The organism is Geminocystis sp. NIES-3708, assembly GCF_001548095.1.
Classification (GTDB): domain Bacteria; phylum Cyanobacteriota; class Cyanobacteriia; order Cyanobacteriales; family Cyanobacteriaceae; genus Geminocystis.
The window spans coordinates 2,801,537-2,826,447 of sequence record NZ_AP014815.1 but is presented as its reverse complement, the minus strand read 5'-3'; the positions used below and the strand labels follow the sequence as shown (position 1 = coordinate 2,826,447).

Genomic DNA, 24,911 nt, shown 5'->3' with positions numbered 1-24,911 from the left:
ACTAAATTAATTATAATTAGGAGTTGATAAAAAAGTTTGTCTATCTATTATTAAAATTTATTTTTGATAATTATTTACTAAGTTTAATTATTTTATAAAAGAAAATTTTGTTTAGTTACTACTACTAAAATCTTATTCTTCAATATTTTTTATATTGAACTCAAGTTTTATTGCTTTATACGATAATTATAATAAGCAGCACAAGCACCTTCTGATGATACCATAGGAGCTCCTAAAGGTTGTTCAGGGGTACATTTTTTAGCAAAAGATGGACATTCATGGGGTTTTTTTATTCCTTGTAAAATCTGCCCACTAATACAATTTTGATTTTCTAAATCTTGATGATTAATTAGTTTTAAATTAAATTTATTACTCGCTGAAAACTCCTGATATTCTTCTTTGAGTTTTAGGCCACTATCAGGAATATTGCCAATGCCACGCCAAAAATAATCATCAGTATCAAATATTCTTTTCATTAATAATTGAGCATTTTTATTCCCCTCTTTGTTAACAACTCGACTATATTGATTTTCAACTTTTATGTCGTTATTTTCTAATTGTTGAATACAAAGAAAAATTCCTTGTAAAATATCCACAGGTTCAAATCCTGTTATGATAATAGGTACTTTATATTTATGAGAAATAGATTCATATTTTTGATAACCCATAACGGTACAAACATGACCAGCCGCTAAAAAACCTTCAACTTGACACTGGTTTGATGATAAAATTGTTTCCATTGCTGGAGGTACTAAAACATGGGATATTAAAACTGAAAAATTAAAAATATTTTGTTGTTGTGCTTGATAAATTGTTAAAGCGGTGCTTGGTGCAGTTGTTTCAAATCCGACAGCAAAGAATACTACTTCTTTATTAGGATTTTGTTGGGCAATTTTTAAACAATCCAAAGGTGAATAAATAATACGAATATCTGCTCCTAATGCTTTAATATTTAGTAAATCTTTTTTACTTCCTGGTACTCTTAACATATCTCCAAAAGAGCATAAAATAGTATTAGGTAACAAAGCAATTTTTATAGCTTGGTCAATTAGTTCTATACTTGTTACACAAACAGGACATCCAGAACCATGAATTAAAGTAATTTCTGAAGGTAACAGTTGATCAATGCCATATTTAACGATACTATGGGTTTGACCTCCACAAATTTCCATTATTTGCCATGGTTGTGTTATTATATTTGCGATCTTTTCAGAGTATTTTTGAACTAAATTTATGTCTCTATATTCATCAACAAATTTCATGATATTGTCAGTAATATTTTTTTGATTTTAACATTTTTTTTAGTGAAAATATCAATTAATTACTTGCTTAAATTATTATTATTTATATTATAATCAATCATAAAATTATATATAAATATTATGCAAGAGAATAGTAATTTTCAATTAAATTGTCCTTTACCTATGGATAAATATTCCCATATTTTATTAGGTCATGGTAGCGGTGGCAAGTTAATGAGAGAGTTAATTAATAATATGTTTTTGGCTACTTTTCAAGATAAAAATTATATTGAACATGATTCAGCAGTGCTTAATTTATCTAGTAAAAAAATTGCTTTCACAACAGATTCTTATGTGGTAAATCCTCTATTTTTTCCGGGGGGTGATATTGGTTCGATGGCGGTTTATGGTACAGTAAATGACTTAGCAATGTCTGGGGCGATTCCTCTCTATTTAAGTTTAAGTTTTATTCTCGAAGAAGGATTAGAAATTGCTACGTTATGGCGAATTATACAATCTATAAAAAAAGCATCAGAAATAAGTAGCGTAAAAATAGTTACTGGGGATACTAAAGTTGTTGAAAAAGGAAAAGGTGATCAAATTTTTATTAACACTTCTGGCATCGGAATTATTAACCATAATTTAGATATTAATCCTCACTCTATAAAATCTAATGACATGGTTATTCTTAGTGGAGATATTGGACAACATGGCATTGCAATTATGGCAATTAGAGAAGGTTTAGAGTTTGAAACCTCTATTAAAAGTGATTCTGCACCAGTTACAAAAATTATTTTAGATTTAATAAATGCGGGAATTAAAATTAATTGTTTACGAGATTTAACAAGGGGAGGATTAGCTAGTGCATTGAATGAAATTGCTTTTTCTGCTAATATAGAAATTACGATTAATGAGAATGCTATTGATGTTCAAGAAGAAGTAAAAGGTGCGTGTGAAATATTAGGTTTTGATCCTCTTTATGTAGCAAATGAAGGTAGATTTATAATGTTTATTTCTGAAGAAGATGTCGATAAAAGTTTAACTATTTTAAAAGCAGAAAATTCTAGTGCTAATATAATTGGTAAAGTAAAAAAAAGTAAAAATTCTATGGTGATTCTAAATAGTAAAATTGGGGGAAAAAGAGTTATTAATTTGTTAAGTGGCGAACAGTTACCTCGTATTTGTTAATACCTAGATTCTGTATATTTTATCAAATAACAAAGTAATTATAAATTTGATAAGTATATATGTTTAATATTTTAAGAACACACTAAATCAATAAGAAAATTATCAAAATATACATAAATAAAAAAAGAAACTAACATTATAAGATTAAATTATTTAAGATTAGTGGTAAAAACTATTGATGATTTAGGTATAGAAAAAATCATAGTTTTAAATTTTGATTATAAAAAATTTGTAGCAATGAACAATCAAGAAAAATGGAATATAACCTAACTAATTTTCTTGACATTTTCCTCTGTGATGATATGATAAAAAGTTAAATAGTTAATATAAATTTATTATGACTAATTTAACCACTGGAGCTGATGCAGTTGATCAAGCGATCGCAAAAGGAATTGATTTTGATGGCAGTGAAATCCCCACAGCAAAAATAGATTTATATAATCAGGTGATGGGATTAGAAGGTCAAAGACAACGTAGCGGAGTAAGTAATACTATGCGTTCAAGAATTGTGCGAATCGGGGCTAAACATATACCCCAAGATGAACTTAATCAAAAGTTGATTGACGCTAATTTTGCTCCTTTAAAAGATAAAGAAATTGCGTTTTATTATAGTAAATAGTAGCAAAAAACTTATTAAAGCTTAGGAAATGCTTAAATTTTATTAACAAAGACTAAGTTTAAATTATTAAGGATTAATTTTTCATTAATTCTTCAATATCTTCATCAGATAGTTCTTGAATATAATTAACTTTAACTTCTTCCAATAAAATAACTAATAATTCCTCTATTTTATTGATATCATATCTAGCATTAGGACGTAAACTCATAATTCTGGTAGATTTATTAATAATTTGTTCTAAATGTTTCTCAAAAATAAGATCTTCTTTTAACATATTATTAATAGTATTTAAAAAGATTTGATAAAATTGGGTAGCTAGTTTATTACTAATATCTTGAGGAAAATTTTTTGGCAAAGGTAGATAATTGATGTTTTGATAAACAGGAGATTCGATGATAGTTTTTGCAAAAATATAGGTAAGTAAAATTTCGACTTCTGGACGAATTTCTGGTAACATTTCATAAACTACCAAATTAATTAGTATTTTGATAATTTCTGACGTTTCATTAATATTATTCAAATCAATATATTCTCTTCTCTCTTCTTCCTTAAATAATACTTTTTCTATTTCTCCTTTTTCAATAGTTTTTTGAATTTGATTAACAATTCTCAATATGACAACTTGGGTTATGTCTCCTGCAATTTCTGCAACAAAACCTTTACTCAGTTGTTTTTTAATTCTCTTAGAATCCAATAATTTCGCTTCATCTAAACGAATGATTATGGGAATAATTCTTAACCATCGGAAAGTAGGTAAAAAGAAAATTAAATCATACCAACGCCATAGAATAGCATCTTGAAATTTAACTCCTTGATAGCGCATACTAATAAAAAGACACCGAATAATAAAATCATAAAAAATAATGACAATAAAAGGAAAATCTATCAAGCCAAAATAATCAACAAATTGTCCATTTTCTCCGATAGGGCGGAAATAATTAGTTCTAATTAACGGTTTTATTTGTTGGTTAAAAAAAGTTAATTGCCTTTCTATATTATTATTTTTAAGATGATTTTCTGTCCAAAAAGATGTAAAAGCAATAGTAGAAGAGTTCCTAGGATTATCAATATATATGCTCATATGTTCTCGCATCCTATTTTTTATGATTTCTAAAGTCCCACTTTTATTCGCTATTCTAAAAGGATCTTCAGAGATCATATTAGCACTCATTTGTCTTAAATTTTCTAAAATTTTCGCTGTTTCTTCACTACTTAATCCCGACTGATTAATACTTTTTTCTAATCTATTAACTTCTTCTAAATACTCTTGAGTATCTCGATAAGGTTCAATTCCTTTTATGACATCATACTGAATTATTTTCTCTCTTAAAGATTGAGGTAAAATCTTAAAAGTTACACCGTCAAATTCATGGGAAGCAATTTTAATTTTTCCTACGGTTACTTTCCCATTTAACCATATATCTCTTAAAGGAATATAAGTTATATCAAAAAGCACAACTCCAAAGTTTAATACTGAAATAACTGCCATTATTCTAGCAATAAATAATCGATCTGAATACCAATTTAAAAGTTTAAAAAAGAATGATAATTTTTGTTGCGATTTTGTCGATTGATTATTTTTCATGGATTAGAATATTAAACTATAATATCAATAAATAAGTATAAATAATTTAGTAGCTAAAAAAATATTTGCAAAGCTATGGCAATATTGCTTAAATAATTATTTATTATCAATAATTAATTATAACTATGACTTCTAATTTATTAATTCATCATGCCGAAATTTTATTATCCAACGGCGATATTTTTTTAGGAGATTTGCTCATCAAAGATGGCAAAATAGCTGAAATTGGCACGGAATTAACTGCCGATTCTGCAACAATTATCGATGCTACGGGCTTAACTTTACTACCTGGGGTAATCGATCCGCAAGTGCATTTTCGTGAACCTGGATTAACCCATAAAGAAGACCTTTTTACCGCTTCTTGTGCTTGTGCTAAAGGGGGAGTCACATCCTTTCTCGAAATGCCTAATACTATCCCTTTAACTACTACTCAAGCAATATTAGATGATAAGTTACACCGTGCCAGTCAAAAATGTTTAGTTAATTATGGCTTCTTTATGGGTGCTACGGCTGAAAATTTAGATGATTTACGCAATGCTAATCCTGCTTGTGGTATAAAGATTTTTATGGGATCAAATCATGGTGCATTATTAGTAAGTACCGAGGCTGAAATTGAACCTATTTTTGCTAAAGGTAGTCGTTTAATTGCTGTTCATGCCGAAGATCAAGCTAGAATTATAGAAAGAAAAAAACTGTTTAAAGATAATACCAATCCTGCTATTCACTCTGTCATTCAAGATGAAGAAGCGGCCCTAAATGCTACTAAATTGGCAGTAAAATTAGCTAATAAATATCAACGGCGTTTACACATCCTCCATCTTAGCACTGGTATCGAAGCTGAATATTTACGAGAAAACAAGACTCCTTGGATTTCTACTGAAGTCACCCCTCAACATCTTCTACTCAATACTAATGATTATCAAAGAATAGGCACTTTAGCACAAATGAACCCACCTTTGCGATCGCCTGAAAATAACGAAATTTTATGGAAAGCATTATTAGATGGAGTAATCGACTGTATTGCAACAGATCATGCTCCCCACACCTTAGAAGAAAAAGCCAAACCCTATCCCCATAGCCCTTCGGGAATGCCAGGAGTTGAGACTTCATTACCACTGATGTTAACAGAGTATAAAAAAGGACGTTGTACCCTTGCTCAGGTGGTAACATGGATGTGTACTAATCCAGCTAAACTGTATCAAATACAAAATAAAGGGGAAATAAAAATCGGCTATGATGCTGATTTGATTTTAGTAGATTTAAACAACTATCAACCCGTGTTAAAAGAAAATTTAGCGACAAAATGCGGATGGAGTCCTTTTGAAGGTTGGAATTTAACAGGTTGGCCTATTTATACTATTGTTAATGGTGATATTGTTTTAGAAAAGGGAAAACTTAATACCAATATAAGAGGAAAAGCCTTAACTTTTTCTCAAATGAATATCAAGGATTCGTAATCACGATCTATCCATAGCAAGAAAGGGAATATTTAGTACGAATAAATTTTTGTTAAAGGTAATAACTAACAGAAAAATGTCCTAATCAATTAGTTATCTGCTATGTCTAGTTGAATTATTTAACGAAGACTGTTATTATAGTAGATACTGTTCAAGCGGACGTGGCGGAATTGGTAGACGCGCTAGATTTAGGTTCTAGTATCTCTGATGTGAGAGTTCGAGTCTCTCCGTCCGCATAAGCAATAAGTTAGTAATCGTAAGGATTTTTAGGTGTAGGAATAACTTTAACTTCTTTCGCTTTTAAGACTAATTGGCGCTTGTCTTTTGTCTCTATTGAGGGAAAAGAATCAAGGCGGGGTAAAATTTCTGTCTTCATAATTCCTTGTATTTCTAACCAACTATCAACAGGAAAATTGTTTCTGGATTTTGGTAATTCCACAAGAATACCGACAGGATAAGCATCTACGGCACAACAGGTAAGAACAAAACGGGATAAGTAGATATAATTATCAGGTAAATGATCGAAATGGACAACAAAACCTGTAATATTAGCTGGTTGCCCTGTATAGGTATCAGGTTCGGGATAAGCATTTAAAGTTCTCACCCATTCTATGAGAGAACGTTTTTCGGGAGATGTTTGAGTGAGAAAAGATTGAGTTTCTAACGTAGTCGGTGGTAAAGAATCTATTACTCCTCTTTGCATCGCTGTTTGACTACTTAATACCATAGGTTTAGTTATTAAGCCTAATATTGCGACAAAACTTAATAAACTACTAGCCCATCCTTTTGGTAATAATTTAGAGTATTGATTATTTGCAGAATTGTTTCGATTATAATTTCGTTGATTATAAATAATTAATTGAATAATATTAGCGATGGATAATAAGAATAAAATAATACTACTTACCAATACTAATATAAAATAATTAGGATGAATTAATAAATTTAATTCTCCAGTAAACCAATATTTAAACAATAATAATGCCCATAAAAAAATTGCAAATATATTTAAGATATTAAATATTAATTCTTTCCTTTTAATATTTTTCATTTGCTTTGATTATTTTTAGATTTAAAATAGATAACTATAGGATAGAGTAAAAATAAAAGTTAATTGAGCTGCGATTGCCGTTAGATAAATAATCATTTTTGGCTTAAAAATAGATAACATTAAACCAATTCCTTTAATATCAATCATAGGTCCAAAAACTAAAAAAGCAACTAAAGATCCTGTCGTAAAAGTTGAAGCAAAAGACAACACAAAAAAAGAATCTACTGTTGAACAAATAGAAACTACCGCAGCTAAAATCATCATTGCTACAATAGAAGTGATAGTATCTTGTCCTAAATTTAAAATAATTTCTCTGGGAACAAAAACTTGGATAGATGCGGCAATAGCACTACCTAAAATTAAAATACCGCCTAATTCTCTTAACTCAATTTGTACGTTATTAATAAATAAATCCCATTTTTGCCACCCTGAAATTTTGATATTATTGGTATTCTTAGTTGTCAATAAATTTTCATCCATCTTGATTGTTTTACCTTCCTCCCCTAGAATAAAACTTCCTGACTGCAACAAACTATATTCTTTTACTTTTGTCTGTTTAGGACATGATTTTTCCGCTTCATTTATATTCATTAAAACCGTTAAACGTTTTGCCAGTATTGGTTTTAATAGAGGACGAGGATCAGATTGAAAACTAAAAATACAACCAATAGTAATAGCAATAATGAGTGAAAAAGTAATTCTTAACCAAACAATATGAGGTTGTCCTCGAAAAGCGACATAAGTTGACCATAAGACAATTGGATTTACTGCTGGTGCGGCTAAAAGGAAAGAAATTGCCACAGAAGTTGGTAAACCTTTTAATAAAAATTGACGGGCGACAGGAACATTACCGCACTCACAAACAGGGAAGAAAAAACCAAAAATACTGCCAATAATTGCTCCGAAAAAAGGATTTTTAGGAAGTTTAGTAATTAGTGTATTTTCATCCATAAAAAAGATGAGACTACTAGATAACAATACCCCAATTAGAAGAAAAGGCATTGCTTCTACTAATAAACTGGTAAATAATGTAAAAGCACTATATATTTGAGTCATAAATTTTTTGGGACATAGATAATGAGCAATTGTTAGCTATCAATTGTTAATTATTAATTATTCACTAACATTATTTCTACATCGTCACCAATTTCGATTAAATTTGTATTGATAGGGATTATGGCTAAACCATTAATTTGTTGTAAATTAACAAGGTTTCCTGAATTATGAGAACCTTTGGCAATAGTAAACTGATAATGTCCTTTTATCAAGCTCACATTACCCCAGACATAAGTTTCTCTTGTACCTTGCGATCGCAAATTATTAAAAGTAATTCCTTTGACAATGGAAGGATAACTATAATTTTTTTTGGCGGATAATTTTTCTATAGCCGTTTGTAAAAAACGCCAACAAGTTACCATTGTGGAAACGGGATTCCCCGGAATACCAAAATATAGTTTATCGTGGCAAAAAGTTGCGACAGTCAAAGGTTTTCCCGGCTTCATTTTCACTCCTTTAACGTGAATTTTTCCTCCTAATTTTTCCAATACTTGATCTACATAATCATAATCTCCCACAGAAACCCCACCAGTGGAAATTACCCAGTCAGCTTGATTCAAGGCTTCTTTAATGGCATTTTCCAGTGCCAAAGGATGATCAGGAATAATGCCCAAGGATAAAGGAATACCACCATTTTGTTGAATGAAACTGGCTAATAAATATTGATTAGAGTCTATGATTTTTCCTTTTTCCATAGATTCTTCTGGTGCTATTAACTCATCTCCAGTGGAAAGAATTGCAATAATTGGCGATCGTATAACAGGTACTTCCAAACATTGAGCGGCTGCTAAAATAGCCATTTCAGGAGGATTAATTTTGTAACCTGCGGACAGTAAACACTCACCAGCTCGATAATAAGAGCCTTGATAACGGACAAATTCATTCTTGAGAGGAGAAGCAAACACTTTAATTTGATCTCCTTCTCGTTGCGTATTCTCTTGAATAACAATGGAATCAGCTCCTTGAGGTAAAATTGCCCCAGTAAAAATTCGAGAAGTTTCACCATCTAAAATAGTTTTTTGTGGACAATATCCAGCTGGAATTTCTTCTATTATTTTTAAAGACACAGGAGAATCTTGACTTGCCATCGCCACATTCTGATATTTAACCGCATAACCATCCATTGCGGAATTATCATCATAGGGAAAATCAAAAGAAGAGGAGATATTTTCAGCCAAAATACGATTAGTAGCTTGAGATAAAGGTACTAACTCTTTATCAGTAATCGGTTTTACTAAATTCAAAATAAATTTTTCAACTTCGTTAACAGTGAGCATAATGAATAGTTAATAATTAATAATCAATAATTGATAGTAAATAATTAATTATTGATGAAAATGTACTTGAAAAATTATAGTCAGTGAAAGCAAATCAAAAACATATACAAAAAACGACTTTAAGTAACGGCATAACTCTTATAGTTATTGAGAATCCTACCACAGAAATCATTGCTGGAAGAATTTTTTGTCGTCATGCAGGAAGTTTATGGGAATCAACTCATCAAGCAGGAATTTTTCACCTGTTAGCCAGTGTAATGTCTAAAGGCACTCAGAGTCTATCATCCTTAGAAATTGCACAAAAAGTAGAATCTATTGGTGCAGGATTAAGCACAGATACTTCTAACGATTACTTTTTAGTTAGTTTAAAAACCATTACTGCCGATTTTCCCGAAATTTTAGCCTTAGCCGCCGAGATTTTGCGGTTTCCTTCCTTTCCTGACCATGAAATCGAACTAGAAAAGAAACTTATTTTACAAAATATTTTATCTCAGAAAGAACAACCCTTTAATCTTGCCTTTAGTCAACTTAGAGAAATGATTTATGGTGAGCATCCCTATGGGTTTTCGGTTTTAGGCACTGAAAAAACTGTCACGGAGTTAACTGTAAAGGATTTAAAACACTGTCATAATAAACACTTTACTCCGAATAATTTAACGATCAGTTTAGCAGGAAAAATAAATTTAGATCAAGCAATTTTAATTGTGGAAGAAATTTTCGGTGATTGGCAACCATTGAACATGAAAACCCCTCAATTTACCCCTTATCCTCTTTCTCCTCAATCAAATTATCGAAAACTTAACCAAGAAACTCAACAATCTATTATTATGATGGGCTACCTTGCACCAGAAATGAAACATCTTGATTATCCTGTACTCAAATTATTAACAACTTATTTAGGAAATGGACTTTCTAGCCGTTTATTTGTGGAATTGAGAGAAAAAAGAGGATTAGCTTATGATGTTTCCGCTTTTTATCCTACTCGTCTCGATAAATCTCAATTTGTGGTTTATATGGGTACGTCTCCTAACAATACAGACATAGGAAAAGAAGGATTATATAATGAAATTCAGCGCCTAAGAAAAAATAAACTAAGTATCGAAGAGCTAGAAACAGCAAAAAGTAAATTATTAGGACAATATGCTTTAGGAAAACAAACCAATGGCGAGTTTGCTCAAATTTTTGGTTGGTATGAAACTTTAGGATTAGGAATTGAATACGATACCATTTTTCCTCAAGAAATCACTAACGTTACTCTAGATGATATACAAAGAGTTGCTAATGATTATTTTCAAGACGATTTTCTTTGTACATCAATAGTCGGACAATAGTTAAATAGGGGTGAATAGTATTCACCCAAATAATCATTAATTATTCATCAAATAACGGTATTATCAGGAATGACGGCATTTTTGATAACCACAACAATACCACTGCGAATTAAAAAACCTTCATCTTCTCGGTTAGCCTCTTCGACTTTGTCTTTGTTAGTTATGATTACATTTTTGCCTATTCGTGCATTTTTATCGACAATAGCCCGTCTGACGATAGAATTTGCACCTATACCAACTGGTACACTTCCTTGATCTATTTTACTTTGTCTGATACTATAGGACTCATAAAAATCAGATCCCATGAGTAAACTATCTTCAATAATACAATCAGATTCAATACGTGTTCTTACTCCTAAAACACAGTGATTTATACGGCAATCTTTAATAATGCACCCTTCACCAATAATAGATTGTGTAACTTCTGCATTAAGTAGTTTTGTTGGTGGTAAATAACGAGAGCGAGTGTAAATGGGAGCTTTTTCATCATAAAAGCTAAAATCTGGCTGAGGTTGTTTGGTTAAAGCTAAATTTGCGTCATAAAAAGCCTCAATTGTTCCAATATCTTCCCAATAACCTTTAAATAAGTAGGCTTGTACTTTATAATCTTTAGCTGCCGCTGGGATAATTTCTTTCCCAAAATCTGTCTGATTAGGATTATCTTTTAAAAGTTTCTCTAAAACTTCTTTTTTAAAAACATAAATACCCATTGAGGCAATATAAGGACTTTCTTTCGCTTTTTCAGGGCTTAAGCCTAAAATAGAAGTATCAACTGCCATTTTTTGTAACTCATCGCCTTCAGGTTTTTCGCTAAAATCAACAATTCTTCCTGTATCATCTATCTTCATTAAACCAAAAGCAGAAGCTCTTTTTTCGTCTATAGGCACAACCGATAAAGTAATATCTGCCCCAGTTTTGCGGTGATGTTCTACAAATTTACTATAATCCATACGATAGAGATGATCACCCGAAAGGATGATATATTCATCAATATCCCATTCTTGAAATAACCATATATATTGACGTACTGCATCTGCCGTACCTTGAAACCATTCAGGATTTTCTTTAGTTTGTTGTGCAGCTAAAACTTCTACAAAACCATCACTAAACCCTGAAAAATTATAGGCACGACTGACATGACGATTCAAAGAAGCTGAGTTAAACTGAGTTAAAACATAAATTTTTAAAATTTCAGAATTAATACAGTTACTAATAGGAATATCAATTAAACGATATTTTCCTGCTAGTGGTACGGCAGGTTTTGCTCGTAATTTAGTTAAAGGATATAATCTTGTACCTGCGCCACCGCCTAAAATTATTCCAAGTACTTTTTTCATAAATTTAATCTGTTAAATTACTTTTATTAGAAAGTTTATTGGTTTATGGTCAATCCGACAATCATAATCAATAATTAATAATGAATAATTAATAGTTAATAATTTATGGCGTGGTGATTAACTTTGAATTTCTTAATTCCTTACTAAAATAATGTGGACTGATTATCATGGTAAATTCCATCAAACCTTAAAAAATAGACTTTTATTGCCAAAAAGTAGTAAGATCCTCATTGCAGTTTCAGGAGGACAAGATTCTCTGTGTCTTGGTAAATTATGCTTAGATTTACAATTAAAATGGGATTGGCATTTGGCGATCGCCCATTTTAATCATGGTTGGATATTAGATGAAGGATTAGCTCTTCATGTAGAGAAAATCGCCAAAAATTGGAGTTTAGATTTTTATTTAGAGACAGCAAAGCAAAAAATAACAGAATCGGAAGGAGAAGCCCGAAAATATCGCTATGAAGGTTTAGTAGAAATTGCCACTAAATACCAATTCAATTATCTAATAACAGGACATACCTTAAGTGATCGTGGGGAAACTTTTTTATATAACTTAATGCGTGGTGCAGGAATGGAAGGATTAAGTGCCCTTAATTGGACAAGAAAACTCAATGATAATATTACCCTAGTTCGTCCTTTACTTAATTTTACTCGTGGCGATACCCTTGCTTTTTGTCAACAATTACAACTACCTATCTGGGAAGATAAATATAACAAAAATAAAAAATTTGCTCGTAATCGCATCCGTCTTGAATTAATACCTTATCTCAAAAAAGAATTTAATTCACAGATAGAACAACATTTAAGCCAAACAGCAGAAATATTACGAGGAGATATTGCATTTTTAACAGAAGAAACTGAAAAATTATTTGATTTAGCAATTCATGAAGATCAAAAAAGTTTGAAACGTTCTATTCTAAAAGAAAAACCCCTCAGTTTACAAAGAAGGGTGATAAAGGTTTTTTTACACCAAAACTTAAACAGGATGCCTAATTTTGAGCAAATAGAGGCAGTTGTGAACTTAATTGAAGCCCCACACTGCTCTCGAACTTCTACCTTAAGTAAAGATATGTTTGCCCAAGTAGAAGGAAATTTTATTAAGATAATTAGACTTAAAAATAACCTAAGTTAAATGGAAGAAAAATGATGAAGATAAGACAGGTAAAATAGTGGATAAGCACAAAAATTCCCAATATTCGTATATTTTTGAGAAAACTTTATTCATTAAGGAAAAAACATAATCTTCTTATATCCTTTTCAGGCTGTTTTTCAAGTCAATCATCAGCTATTTTTATATCGAAATCAACTTAAACTAATGCACTTTTGGTAAAATTTACGGAGTAGGCTTTTTTTGATATTAAGCTAAATCTTCGGACTGAATTTTTATTAACTATAAAGGTTTATCTTCCTTCCAGTTACCATCGATTACCGTGCCATCGGCGAAATTATAAATTCCTTTACCATTTTTTTTACCACTGGCAAATTCTCCTTTGTAGGTGTCTCCATTGGCATAATCGCAAATCACATCCCCGTGTAATTGGTTATTTTTAAATTTACCTTGACACACATCGCCGTTAGCAAAAGTAAATATTCCTTGTCCTTCAAATTGTCCATTGACAAATTCTCCATCATAACGATTACCATTTGCAAATTTATACATTCCTTTACCTGCCTGTTTACCGTTATCAAAATTTCCTTCATACATACCACCATCGGTAAATTTATAAATCCCTTTACCATTAGGAATACCGTCTTTTATCTCACCCTCATAACTGTCACCATTGCCGTATTTACGTACTCCTTTTCCACTTAATCCTCCTTCGGTGAAAGTGCCTTCATCGCTACCACCACTCCCAAAAGTATAGATTCCTTCTCCCTGAGGTTGATTATCGACTAATTGCCCTTGATAGCGATCGCCATTTTGATAGGTACAAGCACCTTGACCATCAATCCTACCATCTTTGATCATTCCCGCACAACTATCGCCATTACTGTAGATAAATTTACCTTCTCCCATTGGTAAACCGTTAACAAAATTGCCTTCGTAACGACTACCATCACTAGAGAGATAAACCCCTTTACCTTCTGGTTTACCCTGTTTAAATTGCCCTTCATATTTGTCACCTTCAGGAAAAACTCTTATTCCTTGCCCTTCAAATTGATCTTTTTGAAATTCTCCCTGATAATAACCACCATTGGCAAAAGTATATTTACCCTTTCCTTGCTTTTCACCATCAACAAAATTACCTTCATAGCTATCACCATTACTAAAAATACATTTACCCTCGCCATTGAGATTCCCCCTTGTAACGCTACCTTCGCATTTACTACCATCGGGGAGAGTCATATTATTAGCCAAAATTTTAGGGCTAATCACTGAAGTATTAATAAAAATTAAACTAATTAAGGAGGTTAAGAAAAGATATTTTTTGTTCATAATTTTATGTGTTAAGTCAATAGTTAATTAATCAAAAAAAAGATGAGATTTAATAATATTTATCGTTCAAAATAAATATGATACTAATGCAGATTTCAAAATAAGTTGTGATATTTTCGTTGTTAATTTCTTCTTTTCAGCTTTATTACTTGCTTAGTCCATAATTTGAGATAATTTATTGAAGATTTTTTTATAACATATTTTTTATTAATTGATATACTTTAGATTCTATTTAATATTTTTCCCCAATACAGGTTTATAAACTTCAAATATCTTTAAATTAATTTAAAATTTTATTTCCCATACTTTATCAATAATAAATAACTCCTAGATAATATTTTGAATTCTTTTTCTTTTCTAAAAAATTTGCACCATTAAGGGTATTTGCAAGAAAAAAGACTCTTGATTAATTACCTTCTTCTAATAAGGTTGAATCTAGTTTTTCATCCAACTCTAATAATGGTAGATTTTCACTATTATTAATATTAGTTTGAGTATTTATAGGAGAAGAAGATTGTCTTAATTGTTGCTCTGTTTTTTCCCTTTCTATTTGAGCTAATCTTTCTCTTTCTTGACGCTCTTTTTCTAGTTGTTGTTGACGCTGTAATCTTTCTTTTTCTAATTGTGCTTGACGAGCTTGACGCTCTTTATCTTGGGCTAAACGTGCTTGTCTTTGTTGCTCTTCTTTTTTCTGACGAGCAAGGCGATCAAATTCTGAACCTGCCACGGTAAAATTAATACTAACTTGTACTGAAGCATTATTGACACTAGGAGAAGAAAATCTCATTTGTCGTGCGGCTAATAATGCCTGTCGATTAACTTCACCGTTGCTATGAGGATTAACTACATTCACTCCTAACACATTGCCACCACTATCAAGATTAACCTTTACGGTGGTTTTACCTTCTACCCCTTGTAACTCAGAAGGATAAACGGGATCACAATTACGAATACATTTGATACTTTCAGGGGGGGGAGGAGTTAGTTTAGCTTGGGGGCGTTGTGGCACGGATTGACTGGTAGCCGCAACATTGCTAGGAATACCAGACACCTTATTGCCATTACCTATGCCATTACTATTACTATTACTATTACCACGACTAAAACTATTTCTTAAATTACCTATTCCCTCTCCTTGATTACCATTACTACCATTAATAGTACTAGGAGTTTTATTATTATTGCGAGATAGTCTGCCACTAGAAACTCCTACATTTTCACTCATAGAAGCAACAAAAGTTTCTTGATTAGTATTATTATTAACCGCTCTAGGAGAAGATTTAAAAGAATTACTCCATGAGTTACTACTATTCTGATTCTCAACGGGCTTAGGGGCACGAGGAATATTATTACGGGCTAAAGTATTGCTGGTAAGCACCTCTTGAGGAAGTAAAGGAGCGGTATTTTCTTCTATTTGAGGAGTGCTATTAGGTGTGTTAAATTGAGGTTTAATAGGATTAGATTCGGTGGCGATAGGGGTAGGAGTTTTTATTGGTTGAATGATCTCCTGTGGTGATAAGGTAGGTTCAATGGTTTCTGTGGGTTTAGGTTTAGGGATATTAGTTTTAAGACTTTGGATAACTTGAGATTTAGGGGAATTAGCTTTGACTGTCGGGGTAGTTTGAGGTTTAGAAGGCTCAACTTCCTTTAATTGAGTTTTTGGGATTGGTTTTTCAGGTTGTAGTTTAGGTTTCTCTTGTTTTATGTCTTGTTTAGGTTCTGGCTCTTGTATGATAATGAATTCAATGGGTTTATTTTCCTCTTTAGCTAAAGGTTTTTCGATATAATTCATCATTGACAAAGCAACTCCATGAAAAGCTATCGAACCAACAACCCCAATAGTAACTAATTTGCGTGTTTTTTCCGTTTCTTTTTGTCGTTGTTGAGTACAAGTCAGTGAATGAGTCATGATTATTTAATAATTTCCTTTCTTAATTGGTTTTTTAGTGAGATATAGACAATTAAGGTAAAAGTGTTATTCAATCAAAATTTTAATTTTGAGTTTTACTATAGTTACTTTTTGTATTTACTACTAATAATTTTTAATGAAATCCCACTTCATATTAAAATATTAATTTAATTAATAAAGATTTGCAACTAAACTGATAAAGTAAATCATAATTATATAACTCATTATCCTTTAATTTTATCCTCTTTTCTGACTTAATTTCTCATTAAAAATAGGCTTGTAATCCAATTCGATAAGTTAATCCGGGTTGATAAATACGATTACTCTTTTCATAACTTTCATCGCTTAAATTTTCTAAATTGAGGGTTAAAAAGATATTTTTAGTTAGTGGAATTTGCCCGTTAAAATCTATACTCAGATAAGAAGGAGAAAACTCAGTACTACTAACTCCCGGCAGAGCAAATAAGGCACGACGAGAGCCACTGTAATAGTTGAAAAAGAGATTAGCTTGATAACCATTAGAGCTATAACCGACACCAAACGTACCCACAGAGTAAGGTAGCGTTGACAGTTGTAAACCCACTTCAGAAGGGATTGGGCTACTAAGAATTTGAGCGTCGGTATAGGTATAATTAAGAAATGAAGAAAATTCGGGGCTAATTTGCCATTGAAGAACTACTTCAAGCCCATTTGTCTCAACCCTTCCCACGTTTTCCCAACGTCCAGCAACAATGCCAAGACGATCATTTAAATTACTACCAAAATATGTTAATTGTGCAAGGAAAGAATCAGATAAATTAATGTCGAATCCAGCAGTATAAGCTACTCCTTTTTCGGGAATAAGATTCGGATTCGGTAGCCAGTTGTGTACTGTGTCAAACACATATAATTGATCAAGCCCCGGATTTCGTTGCAGAACAGCAAAGCTATTACGAAAGGCAATATTAGGTGTTATATTCCATCTCGTGCCGAAGGTGGGGTTAAGATAGCTACCAAAATCACTGGTAATATTTTGCCGCAAGCCTAATTCCAGTTGAAAGTTATCGCTGAGTTCAAATGTATTGAGGGCAAATAAAGCGAAAAGAAAACGATCGCGATCTTCTACTTCATTAAATATAGCTAAATCGGGACGATTACTCTGGACATCTCCATAAATAGAATTGTTACTAATATCAAATCCTGATGTCAGTTTATAAGTAGGAGATATTTGCCATTGGTTTTCCACACGCCCACTCAAGGCTTGAGAGTCCAAAACCCCTGAACGATAAAATCTCCCCGCATTTGGTCCATAAGTACTAAAATAATCTTGATTATAGGCAATAGTTGTTTTTAATATAGAATCATCTCCATTACCTAATTTAGTGGTTAAGGTTGCACCAATATTGAATAAATCATGATCGAGACGATCAAACTGTAAAGGGAAGCCAAAATAGAGTAACCCTCGCCTACTGGCAGTTTTATAAGCATCAACACTGAGATAGTTGCGAGTATCAATAGGAAATTCCACACTACCATAGAAGTTATTAAGAGTACTGTCGCCATTAAACAGTTTGCCCGTTTCAGGATCACGGTTAGCCGCCCCTACAGGTACAAGATAATCATTATTGGTGGTTAAATATTCATAGCCTACACGAAAGTTAACTTCATTTACTGTGCCACCATAGCCTAGTTGATAACGCTGATAGCCATAAGAACCTATTTCTGCACCTAATCCTAGCTGAAGGGGTTGAGGATCTTTTTTGGTGATAATATTAACTATCCCTCCAAAGGCTTCCGAACCATAAAGAGTTGCACTTGTGCCACTGGTGATTACTACTTGCTCGATCGCATCCACAGGAATACTATTAAGGTCTGTTGCACCATGATAAGTGCTAATATTGCTACCAAGAGAACGTCCATTGATTTGAAAAATAGACTGATTGATCGAAAAACCCCTTAAAAAAGTACCCGTATGAATATCTGCACCGAAGCCGTAATCATTAACGGCAAAGCCGGGTAAATTGCGTAATAATTCTGAGGTAGTTCTAGGATTTAGCTGTTCAATTTCTGATTTATCGATTGTGTAAGTAGGTGCAGAACTAGGTACAAAAGGTGATCGCTCATCAGTGGCGATGATTTGAATATTATCTTCTTCAGGGTTTTGTTGTGGGGTTAAAGTAATTAATAAACCAGATTGACTTTGAAAGACTTGCCCTGTGGGTATTTCTTTTATACCTGTAATCGTTATTCTCAGAGTATGAGGTTCAAGATTAGTAACAGTAATACTTCCAATATCTTGAGTCGGATTTTCTTGATGAAATTCTTGATTTTCTGGTAACTGTAGTTGTAGGTTGGGAATGTCAATGATTAAATTATTGCCTTCAGTGCTAGTAACAGGGTGAAAAATCTCATTATTAAAAGTATTTAAAATAACATCAAGACCATTTTCTGTGACACGAACTTGCACCTCTGTGACGATACTAAAAGACTGAGGTGGCGACTTTTCAAAAGAATTTTCTTCTGTTACTACTTCATCATTAACTGGTTTTGTTTCAGGTTTTGCAGATAAAGGAAATAGAATAGTGAACAATATTACATTTAGATAAATCAAAGAAAATAGCTTTTCTTGTTTCATCTTTACTCCTTACACATTAGTTTGATTTACTCAACTAACGATATTTAAAGTATTTTTCAATGTCAACAGACATAATGTCAAAGTTATTACTTGTAGTACAAATAATTGTATAAATATTGGATTAACTTTGGGATCTTCTCTGCTCTTTTGCAAAAAAATATTTTTTTAGTACCTTAACATTATTACTAATAATTTGCATTAGTTATCAAACTTCGCTATAGTTAAAAATGATTAATTCAATTAATAAATATTTGCAACTAATTTTTAAAATAAGTCGATGTCAGCATATGAATTTTTAGTCGCTGGAGGTATTGTCTCAATCCCTCTTTTAGCTTTCTCAATAATGACAGTAGCTTTAGTTATTGAGCGTTTTTGGTTTTGGAATCGTATTAAATCAAGGGAAAAACCTTTAATTAAAGAAGTTTTGAAAATTTATCGTTCTGATTATGTAACTGCGATCGCCAAGTTAAGAAAAAATGCTGATTTACCTACAGCTCGTATTTTTTTAGAAGCCTTAGAATTAGAACAAGCAAATGCAACAGAGTTTCGTTTAGCGTTAGAAACAGCGACTCAAGCAGAGTTACCTTTATTAAAAAGATTTAACACTTTTTTTCAAACCGTGATCACCATTGCTCCTTTATTTGGCTTATTAGGCACAATATTAGGTTTAATGCAATCCTTTGCATCCTTTGATTTAGGTAACACAGGAGGCACAAACACCACTGGAGTAACTGGGGGTATTAGTGAGGCTTTAATTTCTACAGTCATGGGAATAGTAGTAGCAATTGTTACTTTAATGTTTGCCAACGTTTTTCGTTCTCTTTATCTCCGTCAAATCGCTTTAATTCAAGAATGGGGAGGACAATTAGAACTTTTATATCGTCGTATTTACGAAAAGGGAGAAAAAGTTTATGCAAATACATGAGGGTGAAGAAGTACAAGGTGAAATTAATCTTGTGCCGATGATTGATGCTATTTTTTCGATTTTGGCGTTTTTCATTATATCGAGTATTTCTTTAATTAAATCGGAAGGTTTACCAGTTAATCTACCTTCAGCGACAACTACTGAATCCCAAAAAGTTGCTCAGATTAATGTCACCATTCAATCAGATGGCAAAGTTTTTTTAAATAAACAACCCATTCAAATTAATAGTTTACAGGGTGCGCTCACTAAATTAATCCCTAACAATCAGCAGGGCATGGTAATTATTAACGCTGACGAGAAAGTATCCCATGGAATAGTGGTTTCGGTGATGGATGAATTGAGACAGGTAAAAGGAGCGGGTTTAGCGATTGCAACCACAAAAAACTAAAAGAATTGAAAACTGAGAATTTAGAAACAAAGAATATGAGTAGAGAACTTTTCTTTTTACTTTTGTCAAAAATAAAAAATCATGAATCATGGAGAGAAAATTAACGATGAGTAACAAAAAATCAAAATCTTTACAATTACTACTAGGTTTAAGTTTAAGTACAACTTTATTTAATTCAATTCCAGTAAATGCTCAAGAAAATATTAACTCAGAAATTTCCTCAAAATCTTATCTTCTCGCTCAACAAGGAGGCGAAGGTGGCGAAGGTGGTGAAGGCGGAGAGGAAATGAGCCCAGGAGAAAAAGCAAACGCTGACTTTGAAGATAAAATGAGTGGCACTGCCTTATTAAATGCTTTACGTCAAGGAGGTTATATTATATATTTTCGCCACGCTCAAACAGAAAAAGACTATGCTGATCAGATTAACGCAGTTATGGGAGATTGTTCTAGTCAAAGAATGTTAAGTGAAGTGGGATGGAAACAATCAAAACAGATTGGGGAAGCTTTTCGTAAATATTCTATTCCTGTGGGAGAGGTTATTTCCAGTCAATATTGTCGGGCTTGGCAAACAGCCGATTTAGCTTTTGATAAATACGTAAAAAATTCAGCACTAAATTTTCCCAAGGCAGAAGATTATACTGATGAGCAAGTGGCACAAATGAAAGCCCAATTAATGCCTTTATTGATACAAGTTCCAGCTCAAGGTACAAATACTATTATTGTTGGGCATGATGATTTATTTGAAGCGGCAACGGGTATTTATCCTGCACCTCAAGGTATGGCTTATGTACTAAAACCAGATGGTAAAGGCGGATTTGAGTTAATCGCTAATATGCTACCTGATGACTGGATGAAACTTTAATAAATATGTGTGACTTTTATCAATATTAATGATTCTTGAATTAGAAAATATTTTATCTCCAGAAACTTTGAGCATTATTGATCAAAAATTAAATCAGGCTCAATTTGTCGATGGTAAAAACACCGCAGGTTGGCACGCCAAAACTGTGAAAGATAACCTACAGATGTCGATTAATTATCCAGAGGCTGAAACTTTAAATCAAATTATCTATGATGCTTTGAAAGACAATCTTATTTTTCAAATGGCAACTTTACCAAAAACAATTCATTCTTTACGATTTAGTCGATATGAAGAAGGAATGAGTTATGGTTCTCATGTTGATAATGCTTTAATGGGTATATCTACTCTATGGCGATCAGATATTTCTTTTACTCTGTTTCTGAATTCTCCTAGTGAATATCAAGGGGGAGAGTTAGTATTAGAAGAAATCAACGGCGAAAAATTTTTTAAGTTAAATGCTGGTTCGTTAATACTATATCCTTCTACAACTTTACATCGAGTGGAAAAAGTGACATTTGGAGTTAGAAAAGTGGTTGTCGGTTGGATTCAAAGTTTAATCAGGGATGAATTAAAACGAGAGATTTTATTTGATTTAGACACTGTTAGACGAGCTCTGTTTCACCGAGAGGGAAAAACCACTGAATTTGATTTACTGTGTAAGTCTCATTCTAATTTACTAAGGAGTTTTGCAGAAAATTAGACCTAAAAATGATGATAGTTGCTAAATATCCTTTATCGTTGACAATTTCTTTTATATTTGCCTGTGTTTTGTTATGTCTGAGTTTTTTAGCTAGTTTAACTTTTGGGGTTGCGGATATTGCTTGGCTGGATTTACCCCAAGCCTTTACTGCTTTTGATGGCTCAACATCTCACTTAATTATTACCACAATTAGATTACCGAGGGCGATTATTGCTTTATTAGTAGGGGGAGGATTAGGAGTTGCTGGAAGTTTAATGCAAGGTATCACTCGTAATCCTTTAGCTGATCCTAGCATTTTGGGAATCAATAGTGGAGCAGTTTTAGCCGTTGTTACTATGACTTTTTTACTAGATAATCCTAGTTCAAATATTTTAGGTCTTTTTGCCTTTTTGGGAGCAACTCTAAGTGCGATCGCAGTTTACTTTTTTGCCTCTTTAAATAAAAAAGGTTTATCTCCTCTGAGTTTAACTTTAGCAGGTTCTACCATTACTGTTTTTTGTTCTTCTGTTACCAGTGGCATTTTAATTTTAAATCAACGCACCCTCGATGAAATTCGTTTTTGGTTGGCAGGTTCGATTACTGGAAGGGATATACAATTCATTAAACATATATTTCCTTATTTTGTCATCGGCTTAATTTTAGCGTTGATTTTAGCTCGACAAATTACCATTCTTAGCTTAGGAGAAGAAACCGCAAAGGGATTAGGGCAAAATACCTTATTAATTAAAATTGGAGGGATGATTGCTGTAATATTGTTAGCAGGATCTAGTGTTTCTTTAGCAGGACCTATTGGCTTTATTGGTTTAATTATGCCCCATTTGGTGCGTTTATTGGTAGGAAATGATTACCGTTGGATATTACCTTTTTCTATACTAGGAGGGGCAATTTTATTACTGAATGCGGATATTGTGAGTCGCTTGATTATTAAACCTCAAGAAGTGCCTGTGGGTTTAATTTTACCGATTTTAGGAGCACCTTTTTTTATTTATCTCATTCGCAAAAGAATTAGGGGATAGGGTGATTTTTCCATTAATTATAATAGTACAATAAAATGTACAATATTTTTAAATTATGGAAGTAATAAACGCAAGTACGGCAAGAGCCAATTTATTCGGATTAGTAGAACAAGTGAACCAAGATCATGTACCACGAATTATCACTAGCAAAAAAGGAGATGCGGTGTTATTGTCTAAAGAGGATTGGGATAGTTTACAAGAAACTCTTTATTTGCAATCCATTGTGGGGTTAGTGGATTCTCTTAAACAAGCTGAGTCAGAAAATGATTGGGTATCGGAAGATCAATTTTTGAGGGTGTTAGATGGTGTGGAAGATTGATTTTAGTCAGAGAGTCTTAAAAGATGCCAAGAAAATAAAATCAGCTAACCTCGATAGTAACCTTAAAGATTTACTGGACATTTTAAAAGTAAATCCTTATCAACCCCCTTATGAAAAATTATCAGGAAATCTTAAAAAATATTATTCGAGAAGGATTAATATTCAACATCGCCTTGTTTACTCCATTGACGAAGAAAATCAAGTAATTAAAGTAGTTTCTATTTGGTCACATATTAATAAATCTTGATGACTACAACTTTTATTCTACCTGAGTTAAGAATTGAGAGGTTAGTTAAAGTTAAGAGTTATTGACTAAAAAACTATGATGCAGTTGATTTTTAATTTTTTATCAAACTTAATTCTTAATTTTTAGTTCTTATGAAAGATTCTTGGATTATCGTTAGATCAAAGCAACCATCTTTTTCGTTATGGTTAGATAGTAGAGTGCCAAAAACTCTCTTAGTTTTACTGATAACATCCCTTATTGTGATAACTCTTAGTATTGGTTACGGAGAATATTATATTTCCCCAGTAGATGTCATTAAAACTTTAGTTGGATTTAACACACAATCAGACTTTCAATTTATTATTAACACTCTGCGTTTACCCCGCACTCTTACCGCTTGGCTAGTCGGCATAGGATTGTCTATTTCTGGTTGTATCATGCAGACTATTACACGTAACCCATTAGCAGATCCTAGTATTATTGGTATCAATGCAGGTGCAGGATTAGCCGCTATATTATTTATCGTAGTTTTTCCTTCCCTACCCATTGTCTTATTACCCTTTTCAGCTTTTATGGGGGGAATATTGGTAGCATTAGCTATTTATGCAATGGCGTGGCAGGGAGAAAATTCAATTATTCGTTTGATTTTAGTGGGTATTGGTTTTAATTTTATCATTTCCGCCATCACGAATATTATTACAACCTTTGGTGAGATAAATAGTGTTTCTCAAGCCTTAATCTGGTTAACGGGTAGCGTTTATGGAAAAACCATAACACAGGTTTTGATTTTATTGCCTTGGATTGTCATTTTTGTTCTGCTAACGTGGATAATGAGTAAAGAGTTAAATAGTCTCAATTTAGGAGATAATTTAGCGAAGGGTTTAGGTTTACCTCTCCAAAAAACACAATTAACTCTTTTAATCTCTAGTGTTGCTCTTTCTAGTGCTAGTGTGGCGATCGCTGGTGCGGTAGGATTTGTCGGTTTAATTGCCCATCATATCGCCCGTTTTTTGGTAGGAAATACCCATCAAGGCTTAATTCCCCGTTACGGGTTTAGTGGGGGGATTATTAGTTGTCAGTGCAGATTTATTGGGCAGACTATTATTTACCCCCCTTGAACTTCCCTGTGGTATTATCACGGCGATTATTGGTGTGCCTTACTTTATCTTTTTGTTGAGCAAATCTCGCTAAAATGAAATCAATTAATAAATTGTAGTTAAAATTTATCATCATCTAAAGTAACTCAATATTTATGAAACTAGAACTGATTCTTTCCGTAAAAAAACCAGTGAAGCTCGTCATGTAGTAATAGATTCCACAGGAGTAAAAGTTTGATGGCAAGGAGAATGGAAAACTAAAGTTTATGGTGA

General features: G+C 32.5%; 23 protein-coding genes and 1 tRNA gene. 15 read left to right on the top strand and 9 right to left on the bottom strand.

Annotated features, from left to right (window positions below; all coding sequences use genetic code 11):
• Positions 1–167: 167 nt before the first annotated feature.
• The gene (hypD, locus tag GM3708_RS12445) at positions 168–1,262 is read right to left on the bottom strand and encodes a hydrogenase formation protein HypD (RefSeq protein ID WP_066347459.1); all 1,095 of its coding nucleotides are present in this window, start codon (positions 1,260–1,262) and stop codon (positions 168–170) included.
• Between the two features lie 120 nt (positions 1,263–1,382).
• Between hypD and hypE the strand changes: the two genes are divergently transcribed.
• Positions 1,383–2,429, top strand: a complete 1,047-nt coding sequence (hypE, locus tag GM3708_RS12440) for a hydrogenase expression/formation protein HypE (protein ID WP_066347457.1) — start codon at positions 1,383–1,385, stop codon at positions 2,427–2,429.
• 337 nt (positions 2,430–2,766) lie between these two features.
• On the top strand, positions 2,767–3,048 hold the full coding sequence (locus GM3708_RS12435; protein ID WP_066347447.1) for a DUF4090 family protein: 282 nt from the start codon (positions 2,767–2,769) through the stop codon (positions 3,046–3,048).
• 73 nt (positions 3,049–3,121) lie between these two features.
• Here the strand turns inward: GM3708_RS12435 and GM3708_RS12430 are convergent, their stop codons facing one another.
• Positions 3,122–4,537: a hypothetical protein gene (locus GM3708_RS12430; RefSeq protein WP_231932940.1), complete on the bottom strand. Its 1,416-nt coding sequence runs from the start codon at positions 4,535–4,537 to the stop codon at positions 3,122–3,124.
• A 221-nt stretch (positions 4,538–4,758) separates the two neighbouring features.
• Here GM3708_RS12430 and GM3708_RS12425 point away from each other — a divergent pair, with 221 nt between their 5' ends.
• The gene (locus GM3708_RS12425; RefSeq protein WP_066347444.1) at positions 4,759–6,090 is read left to right on the top strand and encodes a dihydroorotase; all 1,332 of its coding nucleotides are present in this window, start codon (positions 4,759–4,761) and stop codon (positions 6,088–6,090) included.
• A gap of 155 nt (positions 6,091–6,245) precedes the next feature.
• Positions 6,246–6,326: transfer RNA gene (locus tag GM3708_RS12420), tRNA-Leu, on the top strand.
• An 11-nt stretch (positions 6,327–6,337) separates the two neighbouring features.
• On the opposite strand, the gene GM3708_RS12415 is transcribed toward GM3708_RS12420, so the two are convergent.
• From GM3708_RS12415 to glp, 3 genes are read right to left on the bottom strand one after another with little or no spacing between them, the layout of a single operon-like run.
• The gene (locus GM3708_RS12415; RefSeq protein WP_066347441.1) at positions 6,338–7,141 is read right to left on the bottom strand and encodes a TIGR03943 family putative permease subunit; all 804 of its coding nucleotides are present in this window, start codon (positions 7,139–7,141) and stop codon (positions 6,338–6,340) included.
• Between the two features lie 21 nt (positions 7,142–7,162).
• Positions 7,163–8,197, bottom strand: coding sequence for a permease (locus tag GM3708_RS12410; protein WP_066347439.1), 1,035 nt, complete (start codon positions 8,195–8,197; stop codon positions 7,163–7,165).
• A 53-nt stretch (positions 8,198–8,250) separates the two neighbouring features.
• Positions 8,251–9,474 carry a gephyrin-like molybdotransferase Glp gene (gene glp, locus GM3708_RS12405; RefSeq protein ID WP_066347436.1) on the bottom strand — a complete coding sequence of 408 codons (1,224 nt, stop codon included), beginning with the start codon at positions 9,472–9,474 and terminating at the stop codon, positions 8,251–8,253.
• 83 nt (positions 9,475–9,557) lie between these two features.
• Between glp and GM3708_RS12400 the strand changes: the two genes are divergently transcribed.
• Positions 9,558–10,805: a pitrilysin family protein gene (locus tag GM3708_RS12400; protein ID WP_066347434.1), complete on the top strand. Its 1,248-nt coding sequence runs from the start codon at positions 9,558–9,560 to the stop codon at positions 10,803–10,805.
• A gap of 47 nt (positions 10,806–10,852) precedes the next feature.
• Here GM3708_RS12400 and GM3708_RS12395 read toward each other — a convergent pair whose 3' ends face one another.
• The gene (locus GM3708_RS12395) at positions 10,853–12,142 is read right to left on the bottom strand and encodes a glucose-1-phosphate adenylyltransferase (RefSeq protein ID WP_066347432.1); all 1,290 of its coding nucleotides are present in this window, start codon (positions 12,140–12,142) and stop codon (positions 10,853–10,855) included.
• 151 nt (positions 12,143–12,293) lie between these two features.
• On the opposite strand from GM3708_RS12395, the gene tilS reads away from it, so the two are divergent.
• The gene (gene tilS, locus GM3708_RS12390) at positions 12,294–13,277 is read left to right on the top strand and encodes a tRNA lysidine(34) synthetase TilS (RefSeq protein ID WP_066347424.1); all 984 of its coding nucleotides are present in this window, start codon (positions 12,294–12,296) and stop codon (positions 13,275–13,277) included.
• Positions 13,278–13,535: 258 nt separating this feature from the next.
• Here the strand turns inward: tilS and GM3708_RS12385 are convergent, their stop codons facing one another.
• From GM3708_RS12385 to GM3708_RS12375, 3 genes are all read right to left on the bottom strand, one after another.
• Complete coding sequence (locus tag GM3708_RS12385) at positions 13,536–14,582, bottom strand: MORN repeat-containing protein (RefSeq protein WP_066347422.1); 1,047 nt, start codon at positions 14,580–14,582, stop codon at positions 13,536–13,538.
• Between the two features lie 406 nt (positions 14,583–14,988).
• Positions 14,989–16,491 (bottom strand): energy transducer TonB, encoded by a 1,503-nt coding sequence (locus GM3708_RS12380; RefSeq protein WP_066347421.1) that lies wholly within the window; start codon positions 16,489–16,491, stop codon positions 14,989–14,991.
• 265 nt (positions 16,492–16,756) lie between these two features.
• On the bottom strand, positions 16,757–19,105 hold the full coding sequence (locus GM3708_RS12375) for a TonB-dependent receptor domain-containing protein (RefSeq protein ID WP_066347418.1): 2,349 nt from the start codon (positions 19,103–19,105) through the stop codon (positions 16,757–16,759).
• A gap of 277 nt (positions 19,106–19,382) precedes the next feature.
• Here GM3708_RS12375 and GM3708_RS12370 point away from each other — a divergent pair, with 277 nt between their 5' ends.
• The 9 genes from GM3708_RS12370 (at position 19,383) to GM3708_RS19430 (ending at position 24,732) form a co-directional block, all read left to right on the top strand.
• On the top strand, positions 19,383–20,030 hold the full coding sequence (locus GM3708_RS12370; protein ID WP_066347415.1) for a MotA/TolQ/ExbB proton channel family protein: 648 nt from the start codon (positions 19,383–19,385) through the stop codon (positions 20,028–20,030).
• Positions 20,017–20,418 (top strand): biopolymer transporter ExbD, encoded by a 402-nt coding sequence (locus GM3708_RS12365; RefSeq protein WP_066347413.1) that lies wholly within the window; start codon positions 20,017–20,019, stop codon positions 20,416–20,418. Before GM3708_RS12370 ends, GM3708_RS12365 begins: the two co-directional genes overlap by 14 nt.
• Positions 20,419–20,524: 106 nt before the next feature.
• Positions 20,525–21,280, top strand: a complete 756-nt coding sequence (locus GM3708_RS12360) for a histidine phosphatase family protein (RefSeq protein ID WP_066349453.1) — start codon at positions 20,525–20,527, stop codon at positions 21,278–21,280.
• Positions 21,281–21,308: 28 nt separating this feature from the next.
• Complete coding sequence (locus GM3708_RS12355; protein ID WP_066347411.1) at positions 21,309–21,980, top strand: Fe2+-dependent dioxygenase; 672 nt, start codon at positions 21,309–21,311, stop codon at positions 21,978–21,980.
• A gap of 8 nt (positions 21,981–21,988) precedes the next feature.
• Positions 21,989–22,996, top strand: a complete 1,008-nt coding sequence (locus GM3708_RS12350; RefSeq protein ID WP_082714101.1) for an iron ABC transporter permease — start codon at positions 21,989–21,991, stop codon at positions 22,994–22,996.
• A 55-nt stretch (positions 22,997–23,051) separates the two neighbouring features.
• Positions 23,052–23,315, top strand: coding sequence for a type II toxin-antitoxin system Phd/YefM family antitoxin (locus tag GM3708_RS12345; protein WP_066347406.1), 264 nt, complete (start codon positions 23,052–23,054; stop codon positions 23,313–23,315).
• Entirely contained in the window at positions 23,299–23,562 is a 264-nt protein-coding gene (locus tag GM3708_RS12340; RefSeq protein WP_066347403.1) for a Txe/YoeB family addiction module toxin, read from the top strand. The genes GM3708_RS12345 and GM3708_RS12340 overlap by 17 nt, the downstream gene beginning before the upstream one ends.
• A gap of 131 nt (positions 23,563–23,693) precedes the next feature.
• A complete protein-coding gene (locus tag GM3708_RS12335) occupies positions 23,694–24,659 on the top strand; it encodes an iron ABC transporter permease (protein WP_231932938.1) in 966 nt (321 codons plus the stop codon).
• Positions 24,598–24,732: an iron chelate uptake ABC transporter family permease subunit gene (locus GM3708_RS19430; RefSeq protein WP_231932937.1), complete on the top strand. Its 135-nt coding sequence runs from the start codon at positions 24,598–24,600 to the stop codon at positions 24,730–24,732. Before GM3708_RS12335 ends, GM3708_RS19430 begins: the two co-directional genes overlap by 62 nt.
• Positions 24,733–24,911 lie beyond the last annotated feature (179 nt).

Bases quoted from the DNA above. Each gene is read 5' to 3' on its own strand.
- hypD (WP_066347459.1), bottom strand. From the start codon at position 1,262: ATGAAATTTGTTGATGAATATAGAGACATAAATTTAGTTCAAAAATAC.
- hypE (WP_066347457.1), top strand. From the start codon at position 1,383: ATGCAAGAGAATAGTAATTTTCAATTAAATTGTCCTTTACCTATGGAT.
- GM3708_RS12435 (WP_066347447.1), top strand. From the start codon at position 2,767: ATGACTAATTTAACCACTGGAGCTGATGCAGTTGATCAAGCGATCGCA.
- GM3708_RS12430 (WP_231932940.1), bottom strand. From the start codon at position 4,537: ATGGCAGTTATTTCAGTATTAAACTTTGGAGTTGTGCTTTTTGATATA.
- GM3708_RS12425 (WP_066347444.1), top strand. From the start codon at position 4,759: ATGACTTCTAATTTATTAATTCATCATGCCGAAATTTTATTATCCAAC.
- GM3708_RS12415 (WP_066347441.1), bottom strand. From the start codon at position 7,141: ATGAAAAATATTAAAAGGAAAGAATTAATATTTAATATCTTAAATATA.
- GM3708_RS12410 (WP_066347439.1), bottom strand. From the start codon at position 8,197: ATGACTCAAATATATAGTGCTTTTACATTATTTACCAGTTTATTAGTA.
- glp (WP_066347436.1), bottom strand. From the start codon at position 9,474: ATGCTCACTGTTAACGAAGTTGAAAAATTTATTTTGAATTTAGTAAAA.
- GM3708_RS12395 (WP_066347432.1), bottom strand. From the start codon at position 12,142: ATGAAAAAAGTACTTGGAATAATTTTAGGCGGTGGCGCAGGTACAAGA.
- tilS (WP_066347424.1), top strand. From the start codon at position 12,294: ATGTGGACTGATTATCATGGTAAATTCCATCAAACCTTAAAAAATAGA.
- GM3708_RS12385 (WP_066347422.1), bottom strand. From the start codon at position 14,582: ATGAACAAAAAATATCTTTTCTTAACCTCCTTAATTAGTTTAATTTTT.
- GM3708_RS12380 (WP_066347421.1), bottom strand. From the start codon at position 16,491: ATGACTCATTCACTGACTTGTACTCAACAACGACAAAAAGAAACGGAA.
- GM3708_RS12375 (WP_066347418.1), bottom strand. From the start codon at position 19,105: ATGAAACAAGAAAAGCTATTTTCTTTGATTTATCTAAATGTAATATTG.
- GM3708_RS12370 (WP_066347415.1), top strand. From the start codon at position 19,383: ATGTCAGCATATGAATTTTTAGTCGCTGGAGGTATTGTCTCAATCCCT.
- GM3708_RS12365 (WP_066347413.1), top strand. From the start codon at position 20,017: ATGCAAATACATGAGGGTGAAGAAGTACAAGGTGAAATTAATCTTGTG.
- GM3708_RS12360 (WP_066349453.1), top strand. From the start codon at position 20,525: ATGAGTAACAAAAAATCAAAATCTTTACAATTACTACTAGGTTTAAGT.
- GM3708_RS12355 (WP_066347411.1), top strand. From the start codon at position 21,309: ATGATTCTTGAATTAGAAAATATTTTATCTCCAGAAACTTTGAGCATT.
- GM3708_RS12350 (WP_082714101.1), top strand. From the start codon at position 21,989: ATGATGATAGTTGCTAAATATCCTTTATCGTTGACAATTTCTTTTATA.
- GM3708_RS12345 (WP_066347406.1), top strand. From the start codon at position 23,052: ATGGAAGTAATAAACGCAAGTACGGCAAGAGCCAATTTATTCGGATTA.
- GM3708_RS12340 (WP_066347403.1), top strand. From the start codon at position 23,299: ATGGTGTGGAAGATTGATTTTAGTCAGAGAGTCTTAAAAGATGCCAAG.
- GM3708_RS12335 (WP_231932938.1), top strand. From the start codon at position 23,694: ATGAAAGATTCTTGGATTATCGTTAGATCAAAGCAACCATCTTTTTCG.